Raw genomic sequence first — 13,983 nt, 5'->3', positions numbered from 1 at the left:
TAAAATTTGAGTCTGACATGGTTGGTTTATGATTTATAATTGGCTTATAATAGTAAACTAAAGGTAGATGCTTCCATCAAGCTCCTTCATAACGAATGTTTCATAATATCGCAAAAATGTTAACCTGAGCCTTTTTGCCTATTTACTTATACTAAAAGCGGCTATTTGCCTTATGTCCTTTGAAGATGAAGCTGCCATTAGTTTATACTCGCCTGGCTCAACTATCCATTTGCTTAACTTATCATCAAAGTAGGCCAGGTCGCTTACATTTATGTTCATTATAAGCGGCATTGTTTTGCCCGGTGCTATCATTACTTTCTTGAATGCCTTTAATTCCTTATCGGCCCTTAGTACTCCTGAATTAACTTTGCTAACATAGATCTGAACAATTTCTTTACCGGCAACGCTTCCTGAGTTTTTCACCTTTACAGATACTGTGATCTTATCGGCAGATTTATAGTTCTTTTTATCAGTCGTAAGATCAGCATAAGTAAAACTGGTATATGACAATCCATAACCAAAGCAATATAGAGGGTCAATCTTTTTAGTATCGTACCAGCGGTAGCCTACTAATATTCCTTCCTTATAAGTAGTGGTTGTATCTTTACCCGGATAGGTATTTAAAGCAATTGCAGGTGAATCATTCAACGCTACCGGGAAAGTAAATGGCATTTTGCCTGATGGATTGACAACGCCTTTTAGCACATCGGCCAAAGCGTTACCGGCTTCGGTGCCGTTAAACCACGACCATACTATGGTATTATTTGATTTTTTAATTTCGTTAAGATCATAAGGCGCACCTGCCATTATCACAATAATGGTTTTAGGATTAGCAGCAGTAACCGCGTTAACCAGCGCTTGTTCGCCAAAAGGCAATTCCAAATTTTTACGGTCATGATTTTCGCTCTCGTATTCACGGTTCGAACCGATGCATACGATGGCAACATCAGTTGTTTTGGCCAAAGCCACGGCTTCATTTATTAATGCGGTATCGGGCTTATCATACCCTGCATTTTGCTCAGCTGTATTGCTTGCTAAATAGTTGGCTTTGTAACCTTGCACAAATTTAATATCGGCAGTTTTTCCGAATCTTGATCTGATACCAGCCAGCGCATTTACCTCATACTTAACTTTTACACTTGCCCCAAAGCCACCTGTAGCAAAAGTACGTGTAGCATTATCGCCGATCACCGCTATGCTTTTAACTTTACCTGCATTTAAAGGCAGTAAATGATCATCATTTTTCAATAGTACAATGGATTCTGATGCGATATCATATGCAGCTTTACCATGTTCAGGTGTAGCGATAGAACCTTTTGGATGATCCGCGCTCATTGATGTATGATATATCACCCATAGGATCCGTCTTACTTTTTCATCTATGTTTTTTTCTGAAACCTGGCCTGCTTTAACAGCCGCAATTAAAGGTTTGGCAAAATACCATTGGTCGTATGGGCCGTTTGATCCCATTTCGACATCCAGGCCGGCATTTGCTGCTGCTAGGGTATGGTGTGTTCCGCCCCAGTCTGATATAACTATGCCTTTAAATCCCCATTCCGTTTTTAATACTTTATCCAGCAGGAAATCATTCTCAGAACACCAGTAGTCATTTATTTTATTATAGGCCGACATAATAGTGTAAGCATCACCTTGCTCTATGGCTGCTTTAAATGCGGGCAGGTAAATCTCACGCAGTGCCCTTTCATCAATAATCTCATTAATAACACCGCGGTTAACTTCCTGGTTATTGGCTGCAAAGTGCTTTATACAGGCTGCTACACGCTGACTTTGGATGCCTTTTACAGCCTGTATTGCCAGTTGTCCGTTCAAATACGGGTCCTCCGAATAATACTCATAGGTACGGCCACAAAGTGGTATGCGGCAAATATTAAATGCCGGTGCAAGCATTACTATCTTTTTACGGGCATTGGCCTCCTCGCCTATTACAACACCATATTTATGCGCCATTTCGGGGTTCCAGGTTGCGGCTATTGCTGAACCATTGGGCAAAAATGTTGCAGAGTCGGTTGTCCAGTTAGCTGAGTTCCAGCCAAAACGTTCTTCCTCTCGGCGTACGCCTAAGGGACCATCATCATAACTAACCTCGGGTATTCCCAAACGCGGAACACCGGCTGAATAAAATGTAGCACTGCCGTGCAGCATAGCCACCTTTTCTTCAAGCGTCATTTTTTTAATAATACCGTTTATCTTAACCTGCAGCGCTGCCTCTGTATTATTTTGTGCCGAAGCATTAGCAAATAAAAAAAGTATTATAACGCTGACGATCGCATATTTCATAAATATGATTTATATAAGTTTAGTTTGTTGATTTGTTTTACAAAGAGGTCAAGTGGTATTATAAAGCCATTGCAGAGATTTGATTCCCTGTAAGCAGGCACATAATTAGTGCTGTAAAACTAGATTTATACTAAAGAATGGGATAGCAGGATTGATAACGTTTATATGATAAATGTTAACCAGTGCTAGATTAAAGACAGCTAACCGATAAGGCTACTAATAGTTTGTTAGCTACTTAGTAAAGTTAGCAACGCCTGATGGATTGACTTTGAGAATGTTGCCTTTGCTATCAAAATTTAAACTATCAATACAAAGCTCCCTTAACACATAGGCCTGTTTTTGGGGATGGATGCGATGGTATAAAATATAATATTGTCCGTTCTCAGCAAAAACTGTATGGTGACCGGGGCCAAAGGTTGTACTATCAGCCGAGGTGGAGAGGATAGGATCATTTTCACCTTCTATCCATGGCCCCAGTGGCGTTTTACCAATTGAATAGCGTATTTGATAAGTACCATCAATAGCTTTGCCGTATGAATACATTAAATAATATAAACCCTTGCGTTTCACCAGGTGAGGCGCTTCAAAATAATGCGGAGGGGTAATATCTATTGGTTTACCATCAAAGGTTATCATATCCTTTTTGAGCTTAACAGCCATACAATGCCCGTTTACCCAATTATAACCCGAGCCCCAGTATAAATAAGCCTGCCCATCGCTATCAACAAAACAATCGGGGTCGATATTATGTACCTGCGGGTAATCATTTTTGGTTACCAATGGCGAATTATCCGGCTTTGCATTTTTCCACGGACCAAGCGGATGATCGCTCACTCCTGCCCAAACTTCGCTACCAACAGCAACGTACATATAAAATTTACTGTTCACCTTGCGGATAGATGGCGCCCAAACCATTGCATCGCCGGATGTAGGACTGATACATTGTTTTTTGGTTGGCCAGTTAATATGCCTGCGGGTAAATGTTTTAAAATCCTTCGTTTCTAAAACACCTAATTCTTCAGCTCCCCAGGGATCAATGGTCGCATAAATGTAATAGGTGCCTTTATCTTTAATTATTGTAGGATCGGCATAGTAACCGCTAACAATAGGGTTTTTAATAAAATCAGCCTGCGCTGAGCAGTTAAATGCAGCGGCGATAAGGAATAGTATTAAATAAGGAATTAAACGTTTAGTGTGATTCATATATTAAAATCCCGTTAGCTGATCTTGATTTTCTTATTCACCTCTTTCATTCATTCTCGGGCCATCAGCTCGACTTTGATGGTGGCCTATTATTTTCATTACTTTACCATGGTGTCCAGAAGATTAAAAAAAGGGTGTCATGCTGAGGCGCTCGAAGCATGCGGGCAAAGGCCTTTACGCTTACCCTTCGAGTACCTCAGGGTGACCCTACGCTCAATATTCGTAAGAAAATATATCTTCAGAACACACCTATTAATTACTTTACAGATAGTTTAAACAAAGCCGCGCCATGCTTGTTGATTTGCTGATGATATAGCTTTTTAAATGAGCCTACATCTTGCTTTTTCCAAAGATCCCTTACCTCCACTTTGCCTTTTAGGCCTAATGACGCGAAATCTACATTTACATCAGCATTGGCTTCGCCAAGGTTAAACATGGCTACATATAGATCCTTACTATTGGGCACATGTGAATACCATACCATACTACCATCTTTACGATAAAGCTCGCGCGGGTTTTCGCCCTGCTGGTTTACAGCAATAACTTCGCTGTTATTGAATAGCTGCAGTTCGAATGGCCTGTTCTCTGGCAGGTTACCGCCCAGCATCAATGGCGAACGGAATATACTCCAGAAGGTCATGTGGGTATATTCTTCATCTTGAGTGAACCTACTGTAACGTTCCTCGCCTACCGGACCACGTTTTGATAGTTTGCCTATCTGTATCATATCGCAATCTGGCCAGTGACCGGGGCCGCCTTTGCCCTGCCATTGCTCGGCATAACCCACCATCCCTACAATCTCTTTCCAGTTATCCCAAAAATCATCAGCCATTCGCCACATATTACCATTTTTAGCGACATGATCAGCCTCACTTAAAGCGGTGGCACCCGGCGACAGGCTCAATACTATTGGTCTGCCGCAGTTTTGTATCGCTTTATGGTAGCCTTCAATTTCTGCTTCGCGATAAGGCCTTGCTATATCATCAACTTTAATAAAATCAACTCCCCATGAGGCATATAATTCTAATATGGAATTTAAATATTCTTGTGCGCCCGATTTTTTCATATCAATACCATACATATGGTTCATCCATGGGCAGGTTGAATTGGTATCGGCTATCATATCAGCTGTTATGCCATTAGTGCCCTTTACAGGCGATTTAGCCCACACAGCCTGGCGAGGGATGCCACGCATTACGTGGATACCAAACTTTAAACCTAATGAGTGTACATAGGCTGCCAGCGGTGCAAAACCCTTACCGCCAAATGCTGATGGAAATTTTGTAGGCTGCGGTGTTAACCTGCCGTATTCATCCATGGTAAGCCATGGGATATAAGAGCCGTCCTGTAAATTCTTCTGGAAAGGGTTTCCGATGTTACTCCCCGGAGGATTATCATACGACCATAAAAAATCAACCACAATGTATTGCCAGCCGTATTGCTTAAGATTTTGTGCCACATAATCAGCATTGGCCTTTACCTCGTCCTCGTGTACCGCGGAGCCGAAACAATTATAGCTATTCCAACCCATAGGTGGTGTTGGTGCAATAGTTTGCGCTATCGAAGGATTGTAGTAACTAACAAAAAATAGAATAGCCAAAGAGCAGATATATTTCATATTGGTTTTATAATTGTTTATTGTCAAAAATACACTTATTTATTAAAATACAAAGGTTTCCAGATTATGTGATAAAAATATTTTTAATACAATAAATGTTAATGCAGATTTTTTGTATAGCCAGCAGTCTTTAGTCGTAAGTCCAAAGTCAGTTCTTGTTGTTTGGGAGTTTTGACTCAAGACTTTGGACTCAGGATTAGCGACATCTTATAATTGAGTTGTTTCTATCTCTTTTTTGCGGATCGCAATTACGTATTCAGATGGCACTGTGCCGTACTCGTCCTTAAACACTTTTGAAAAATAAGTTGGGTTATTAAATCCTACTTCATAAGCTATATTGGCAATACTTAACTGGCTTTTCTCTAATAACTGCACTGCTCTTTTTAATCGCACTGTTCTTATGCAATCAACAGGTGTTTTGCCTGTAAGCGCCAGTAATCTTTTGTAAAGTGATACACGGCTTAATGACATTTGCCGGCTCAATTCCTCGACCGAGAAATTATAATTGGTGATATTTTTTTCAATACAGTCAAAAACATTCTTCAGGAACTTTTCATCCTCCGATACAATTTCCAGGTCCTGAACCTGTATCTCCATTTGTTTTTGATAGGTTTTTTTGAATGTTTGCTGCATTGCGAGCAAGCCACTGATCTTTGAAAGTAAGATCTCGAAATTAAACGGTTTGCCTATATAATCGTTTGCCCCGTTTGTTAGGCCTATCAGCTGGTCTTCTTCTTCGGTTAAAGCCGTTAGCAGGATGATCGGTATATGTGCGGTGCGGCTATCGTTCCTTATTTTTTTGCAAAGATCGAGACCATTCATTTCGGGCATGCTTACATCACTTACTATTAGGTTTGGATGTAGGGCAAGTGCTTTTTGCCAGCCTTCCTTCCCGTCAGCTGCCTCTATAATATTAAAAGTATGCTTTAAATTGTCCTTTAAATAGAAACGCAGGTCATCGTTATCTTCAATTATCAACACAACCGGTTTCTTTTCCGATTCCCAGGTTGGTTTTGCATGTTTCACAACATCATCCGGTTGTTGAGCAACTGGCGTTTCAGGTATAGCATTCTCTTCTTCAATATTTAATGGTAATTGTATAATAAAGGCACTTCCATTACCGGGTTCACTTTCCACGTATATTTCACCTGAGTGCATTTTCACAAACTCATGACTTATGGCTAAACCTATACCACTTCCCTGGTTCAACAAACCTTCGGGCAAATTAACCTGGAAGAACCGTTCAAATATCTTTTCCTGTTTCTCTTTGGATATTCCGATGCCTGTATCAACCACTTTTATCTCCAGCAATTGCTTATCAGGATCGATAACATCAGTATTTATCAGGCGTAGTAAAACGCTAATATGACCACCCGATGCAGTAAATTTAAATGAATTGGAAAGCAGATTAAACAGTATCCGTTCTATTTTATCATGATCGAATTTTGCGCACAGCGAATCAACCTCCGTATCAAACAAATAGCCTATGTGATTTTGATCAGCCAGATCAGTAAATGAAGCCGCTACCTCCTTTATAAATTTAATAATATCGCCCTTTTGCAAATCAAGCCTTAACTCCTTGAATTCCATTTTTCTAAAATCAAGCAGCTGATTAACCAGGTTCAGCAAACGCCTGCCATTCCGTTTAATCATTAGTAACTGGTTCTTTTGTTCCGATCTGTCGCTGTTTTTTATCAGTGTATCAATAGGCGATATAATTAACGATAAAGGTGTTCTGAACTCGTGGCTTACGTTGGTGAAAAACTTGATCTTCATCAGGTCGAGCTCATGCATGCGGTGTGCTTCTGCACGCTCAGCTGCCAGCCTGCGTTCTCCCTCCAACTTATCCTGCATTATTTCAAATTCCTTTTTCAATTTGAGGATCCCTCTGTGGCGGATATAGAACAATATGCTTATTATCAATACAAAATATAATATATAGGCTAACGTTGATTTCCAGAACGGTGGCAATATTGTAATATTGAGCGTTATTGTACTTACATTTTTAGGATTATTGATATTTCTGGCCCTTACTTTAAACACATAATCGCCGGCATCTAAATTGGTATAAGTTACTTTACGTGAGCCAGCTGGCGATGTAAGCCATTCTTTATCAAAACCCTCCAACTGATACTGGTATTTTATTTTATTGGGATTAAAATAATCACACGCAGCAAATGAAATACTAAAAACGTTTTGGTTGTGATTTAAAACCAATGACTGTGTTTTTGTAATGGATGAGGTTAAAACCACTTTGCCATTAATCGTATCCCCGGCATTTACTGTTTTATTAAACAGCTGAAAATCGGTAAACAGCAACTGAGGTTTTATATCGGGCGAGCTTATGTTTGCGGGATCAAATAAATTAAACCCGTGAGCGCCGCCAAATATCATATCCCCGTTCCTGAGTTTCAATGCCGAATTAGCATTAAACTCATTCCCCTGCAAACCATCAAATTCATTGTATTTATGAATTTCATAGGTATAGCTGTCGTTACTTTGTATAAGCTTTATACTAGCAACACCATTTGCACTGCTTACCCAAATACGGCCGCTATTATCTTCCAATACGCTCCATATATTATTACTGGGCAGTCCCTGCTTTTCTTCGATGTTTATAAACTTCCCGGTATGGGTATTTAATATACTCAGACCTTCTTTGGTTCCAATCCAGATCAGGCCCCTATGATCCTGTATAATACTGTTAACATCATCGGCTACCAGGCTATTAGAATTATTTGGTTTATTAAAATAATGTTTACTCCATCTGCCATATTCATTAATTACGTCAACACCTTTATCCCGTCCTATCCAAATATTTTTTTGCTTATCCTCATACATAACTGATGTATAGTTTGATAAGGTTGAAAAACGGGGATGGTTAAAATCGTCGGTTTTACCATCATAAATATTTAAGCCACCCGTGAATGTGCCTACCCATAACTTGTTTGCGGAGTCTTCAATTATGCTATAAACGCGGTCATCTGATAAGCTACCCGGAACATCATCCTTATGCCGGTAATGAACGAATTTATTGCCTTCCAAACGTTCCAAACCACCAAAATAGGTACCTATCCATAGTTTATGGTTATGATCTATACACAAACTAACAACTATATCATTCGATAAGCTGTTGGGGTTTGCCGGGTCATGTTTATACTGGGTATATTTTTTAGTTTTTTTATCGAAAAACAGTAAGCCTCCCCCATTAGTGCCGATCCATAAGTTACCGCTTACATCTTCTGCAAAACAATCAACATCCTCATACGGTAAACTTGAGCTATCCAGCAGATAATGACGCACAAGCGGGAATTGTATTATTCCTTTATGGAAGTAGCTGATACCCTGTTTAAACGTGCCTGCCCATATAATACCTATGTTATCTTTATACAACACTACAGCATTCCCCCTTAAGGATTTGGGGTCATCGTCGCGGTTTAATATGTAATTAATTTTATGGGTTTTTATATTAACCATGTTGATGCCGCCATGGTCAGTACCTATCCAAATGATATTATTATCGCCCTGTACCACATTATTAATAACATTTGAATTAAGGCCGATCACATCGCCACCTTTAACAAAATGCTGCAGCCCGTTGGCTTTGGTATTGTAATAATAAACCCCTATAGAGCTTTCTGAAACATATATCCATAGGTTCTGGTCGTTATCAACCATTGCGGAGTAAGGCTGCAGTCTGTTGTTATTTGCCTTACATAAGCTATATGTTCTTAGTAAAACTTTGTTTGCACGGATATCTAATTTATCAATAACGCCATCATTGTAAATCAGCCAAACAAAACCGTCCTGTGTTTTAACCACTTCATCAACACTATTTGAATAGAGCACAATTTTTGATTTTGCGGTAGTATTGTAAGCAACAGTGGTTTTAGTATTAGGATTGTAACAATAAACGCCTTCATTTTGGGTTAAAAACCAAAAGTTACCTGTATTATCCTTCTTTAGCGATACTAACCCATCAACCTTTATATTGTATTTCAGCAGTTCATCAGCAACATTGTTCGAGAATTTTTCGGTATTGGGGTCATAGATGCTTAGACCATTATTAGTATATACCCACATTTTCTTATCCGGTCCTTCATAAATATGTTCAACATAATTATTAATGAGGGAATTGGTATCGTTTGCATCATGCTTAAACACTTTAAACTCGTAGCCATCGTATCTGTTTAAACCCGCGGTTGTACCAAACCACATAAAACCTTCAGCATCCTTATAAATGCAAATAACCCGGTTATTGGAGAGCCCATTTGTAATATCTAATTGGGAGAACTGGTATTCATTATTTTGCGCAAACACACATTGCGACATAACAAAACACAATACAATTGATATGTAAAATTTCAACATGATTTGATAATTGGTATTAGTATCCAAAATGGACGGGATACGTATCTACTAAGATAGGTAAATAAAGGTTCAAAAGACACTAATTATTCAAATAAAGGCATCTTTTCAGCTCTTATTTGCAGGTTTATACAGGGCTGTGATAAAATAATATTAGCAAATGAAATATTAGTATCAATACATCTTATCTATTAAAACAATTGCATTTTAAACAACAATACCGCTGTATTAGCAGCGGTATTGTTTGTGTAGATACGGCATGAATAATAAGAAAATCATATAGTTAATCGCAATTATATCTTAACCGTTACTGCTTTACCTGTATAAATGATCACCTTATCTGCTTTGGCTTCAGCATCTGTATTAACACCATGACCATCATTAACCAATACAACGTTAAATGTATGTTTTTTGATCATTCCATTAAAGTTACCCTTGGTATCAGAAATAGTTAGCTGGTGGGTTTTATCATTCCAGCTGAATTTAAAAGTAGCTGAGGCACCTTTTTCATAATTGTAATTATCGTTTTCATCCTCATAATATTCAAACTGGCCATTAGCACCGGGGTATATTCTTAGTTCGATGTTATTAGCAGGCTTTTCAGTGGTATATTGCATAACCGGCCCCATCGGTATTATTGAACCTGCTTTAATATACAGCGGTATAATATCAATAGGTGCCGCCGATTCAATGCGCTGGCCGCCGTCATATTGCTTGCCGGTATAAAAGTCGTACCATTTTGTTGATGCAGGCAGGTATACATTGCGGGTTGTTTTACCATGTTCAGTTACCGGATTAACTAGAAATGCCGGGCCAAACATATACTGATCCGGAATGCTGTACACATTTTTATCGCCACGGAAATCAAATGCAAGCGAACGCATAATGGTATAGTTTTCATTAGTTACACGGCCAGCCAGCGAGTATATGTATGGTAACAGGCGATAACGTAATTTATCGTATTTAAGCAGGATGGCTTTGGTATTGTCATCCCAGTTATTGGAGAATAATGCTCTTTCACCCTTTCCGTGAATACGCATAATCGGGCTGAATGTACCGAACTGGAACCAACGGGTAAACAGCTCACGCATTTCGGGCTGCGACCAGTCGGGGATGCCATCAGGTAATGTTCTTGATATATAACCGCCTATATCGGATGTCCAGTAAGGGATACCTGATACGCAGGCGTTGATACCCTGTGGGATCTGGCTTTTTAAGGCATTGAACGTTGTAGTAACATCCGACGACCACAGCGTAGCTGCATTGCGCTGCTCACCGGCAAACGACTGCCTGATGAGGAAGAACGCCCTTTTATTAGGAATATCCTTGCGCCAGCCCTGGTAAATGCCTTTAGAGTGTTCCAACGAATAGGTGTTAAAATAATCGATGCCCTTACCTACAGAGAAGTCTGCCTTGCGGCGTTCATCAAGCAAAGCACCATTATCAGGCTCGCATTGATCAACCCACCAGGCATCCCAGCCATAGCGCTTTACAACACTGTCGCGGGCTTGGGCCCAGTATAGTGCACGGGCCTTAGGGTTATGCGCATCATAATAAGTATCCCAGGTATGGGTAACAAAATTATCCCAGGTAATACTGGTTAAGTAGCCTTTACTTTTCAGCGCGTCGAAATCCTTTGTACCACTACCGAATACCGGCCATATAGAGATCATGGCATGTATGTTTGCCTTATGCAATTCATCGATCATTCCTTTGGGATCGGGGTACCTATCGTGGTTCATGATATGTGAACCTATTGGCAATGGAGCCCACCAGTACCAGTCCTGCACGATAGCATCAACAGGGATATTATTTTTACGGTAATTGTCCTTTACACTCAAGATCTCCGGCTGACTCTTATACCTATCCTGTGACTGAAATAATCCGAATAGCCATTTGGCAAACATCGGCGCTTTACCCGTAGCAATACGATATGAATTAATGATACGGTCGAAATCGGGACCATAGAAGAAATAATAATCAATCTGCTTACCGCTTTCTGATACATATTTGAACTTGGTGTTACCTGCTTCGGCACCATAAAAGTTTGATGCAGAATAGTTATCCCACATCAATCCATAACCTTTGGTTGATAGTAAAACAGGGATGGCGCCCGTCATATACTTAATGAGCATTTGCTGATCGCGGCCCTTATAATTGATGGATAAGGTATCTTCAGGATGACAGCCTAAGCCAAACAGCGCTTCATCAGCAGGAGAATTGAATTGAGAGCTGCAATTGTAAGTATTTATGCCTGCTATAGTTACAGCCTGCATGCTTTTATTATCCGCTTTATCTTCAGCAGTTATTACATTGCCTTTTTTATCCAGATAAGTAATGGCATTAGTGGCCTTATCAATAACCAATTTAAGTTTTGCTGTCGCGATAATAACGGCACCATTACCCTCTGTTACCGTAAAGCCGGTTTTTGTGAGCCATTTGTTATTAACCACTAACGATTCCTTTTGAGAGAAATCATTGAACATGGTGTATTTTACCTCGATGATATCATCAGTGCAGACTTTCACTTTCATTTTACCCTTATCGAGGGAAAAAGTAACACCATCTGCATCCTTTGTGTAGGATTTAATTACTGCATTAGCAGTATTTATACTAAAAACGCTAATAAGTGCAATAGCAACAGAACAAGTATTTAGCCTAAGCAATCTTAAATTTTTCTTTAACATTAATTATGATTTAGTATTAATTGGTTTACAGGATTTATGCCCGTAAAACTATTGCTAATGGCTTTAACAAGATGCCACAAAAGTTAATACTTAGTATAACAAATGTTAATAAGAGGGGAATTATAGCCATTAAGAATATCAATGGTTATAATTGGACCAGGAGTGCTCCTAAATTAACCGGTTGGCTATTTTATATAATTTTTCACTACTGAATTGAGTAACAGTAATATTTTTATCGCTGTATATGGAACTAACAGCTCTGTTTTATCGGCAGCATAAGGCTTAATGGTGTACACATTGTACAAAAACTGTATACCCTTGGACGTAATAAGATAGTTAGCCGGTAAATTGAATTTATTATCCTTGAAAAAGTAGGTGCGGCCGTTATTTAGTGTAGCAGTATCTTTCAGGCCCTCATTTTTACGGAATATTCGTTCGGCAACCCGGTTTAGTTTATCCTGGTAACCAGCGACGAATATATCGTTTAGCGCGATGCTTTTGTTTGCCTTTGTGTCCCAGTTTACATAGGATGTAAGCTCAATACCATGCGGGCCGCCATGATATGAATAGCCTGATACCTCTATCCTTGTTATAGTCGAATCCTGCTTTAATACTTTAGCATGCCCGTCGAGCAGATAGATCAGTGTTGATTTTGGCTGATCCTTTTTAAAGGCTTTGTAAACGCCTATAAAATTATCAGCAAGCTGGTTATATCCTGTATCCGTTTTACCTGAACTTGTAGCGAATAATTTAATAAAGCTGTGGGTAACTGAATCATTCAATGCTTTTTTACCGTCAAAATCCGGATAGTTTATTTTTACAATGGTACAAGTACTGTCCGGACTATTACCACAATCCGCATCACGTTGTTTAAAGGTTTTATACGAATACGTTAAGGTATCTTTTGTGCCTGTTGGTTGTTTATTGCCTTGTACACCAGCATTACATGCAGCAAAACAGCCTGTTATAAGCATTAAACAAATATTTTTAAAGCACTTCATTTTAAACGGCGGGTACGTGGTTATTTAATGGCAGATCACTTGCTGTACGCGATGATTGCGGTAACAGTAATAGCAATGCTAATATTGTACCATAACTTCCGCCACGCTCCACCCATTCAAATATTTCCCAATGCGGATAGAACAATTCGGTGCCTATTTTCCATATCAGTAATACGATCAAAATCCCGCGTAGCGGCTTGATCAATATTAAGCAAGCTGAAACAATCTCAAAAACCCCAACAATAAATGCAACTTTTGCCGGGTTTGAAAAGCCTAGTGATGTATACTGGCTCATTATTCCTTTCTTATCCAACAGGTTAAGCCATCCATGGCCGGTTAATAATAGAAACACAACTATCCTTAAACATATGGTAGCTGTAGCCAATGTTTTTTCGTCGGTCATTATATTGGGCTTAATATCGGTAAACCATTCTTTTAAACTTTTACCACTAAAGCCACACAGCAATAACAATGTTAATGGCGCACCAAAATTGCCTGCACGTTCAATAAATTCAACAAACGGTTCGCCCGATAAGGGGCGCAGTGATGCCGTAATTATACCCCATACTACCAGCCACAGTAATGCTGCACGGGTTGGATATATTAATAATGTTATACCTAGCAATATATCAATCGAACCAAGAACAGGCATCAGGTGGTATGCCAGATCATGCCCAATGCCGAATACTGCAAAATAATTACACCAGATCTGTTTGGTGATGATACCGAATGCTCCGTGGCCAATAAAACACATGGCCGATGCAACCCTAAGTGTGTAATATACTTTATTGTCTACTGCTAACATTAT

The 13,983-nt window shown here is 39.4% G+C and carries 7 protein-coding genes; all 7 read right to left on the bottom strand.

Annotated elements, in window-relative coordinates; all coding sequences use genetic code 11:
- Nucleotides 1–138: 138 nt before the first annotated feature.
- The 7 genes from BLU33_RS07895 to BLU33_RS07860 all read right to left on the bottom strand — a co-directional run bounded on the left by BLU33_RS07895 (nucleotide 139) and on the right by BLU33_RS07860 (nucleotide 13,980).
- Nucleotides 139–2,298, bottom strand: coding sequence for a glycoside hydrolase family 3 C-terminal domain-containing protein (locus BLU33_RS07895; RefSeq protein WP_091371000.1), 2,160 nt, complete (start codon nucleotides 2,296–2,298; stop codon nucleotides 139–141).
- 231 nt (nucleotides 2,299–2,529) lie between these two features.
- Nucleotides 2,530–3,501: a family 43 glycosylhydrolase gene (locus BLU33_RS07890; RefSeq protein ID WP_091370998.1), complete on the bottom strand. Its 972-nt coding sequence runs from the start codon at nucleotides 3,499–3,501 to the stop codon at nucleotides 2,530–2,532.
- A 256-nt stretch (nucleotides 3,502–3,757) separates the two neighbouring features.
- Nucleotides 3,758–5,119 (bottom strand): glycoside hydrolase family 27 protein, encoded by a 1,362-nt coding sequence (locus BLU33_RS07885; protein WP_091370997.1) that lies wholly within the window; start codon nucleotides 5,117–5,119, stop codon nucleotides 3,758–3,760.
- Nucleotides 5,120–5,326: 207 nt separating this feature from the next.
- Complete coding sequence (locus tag BLU33_RS07880) at nucleotides 5,327–9,490, bottom strand: hybrid sensor histidine kinase/response regulator transcription factor (protein WP_232009419.1); 4,164 nt, start codon at nucleotides 9,488–9,490, stop codon at nucleotides 5,327–5,329.
- A gap of 290 nt (nucleotides 9,491–9,780) precedes the next feature.
- Nucleotides 9,781–12,174, bottom strand: a complete 2,394-nt coding sequence (locus BLU33_RS07875; RefSeq protein ID WP_091370995.1) for a glycoside hydrolase family 31 protein — start codon at nucleotides 12,172–12,174, stop codon at nucleotides 9,781–9,783.
- 185 nt (nucleotides 12,175–12,359) lie between these two features.
- Entirely contained in the window at nucleotides 12,360–13,148 is a 789-nt protein-coding gene (locus BLU33_RS07865) for an RsiV family protein (RefSeq protein WP_172829227.1), read from the bottom strand.
- Nucleotides 13,149–13,176: 28 nt separating this feature from the next.
- Nucleotides 13,177–13,980, bottom strand: coding sequence for a hypothetical protein (locus BLU33_RS07860; protein WP_091370990.1), 804 nt, complete (start codon nucleotides 13,978–13,980; stop codon nucleotides 13,177–13,179).
- Nucleotides 13,981–13,983 lie beyond the last annotated feature (3 nt).

It is taken from the genome of Mucilaginibacter mallensis, from assembly GCF_900105165.1.
Taxonomy (GTDB): domain Bacteria; phylum Bacteroidota; class Bacteroidia; order Sphingobacteriales; family Sphingobacteriaceae; genus Mucilaginibacter; species Mucilaginibacter mallensis.
This window is presented reverse-complemented; position numbering and strand designations above follow the sequence as displayed.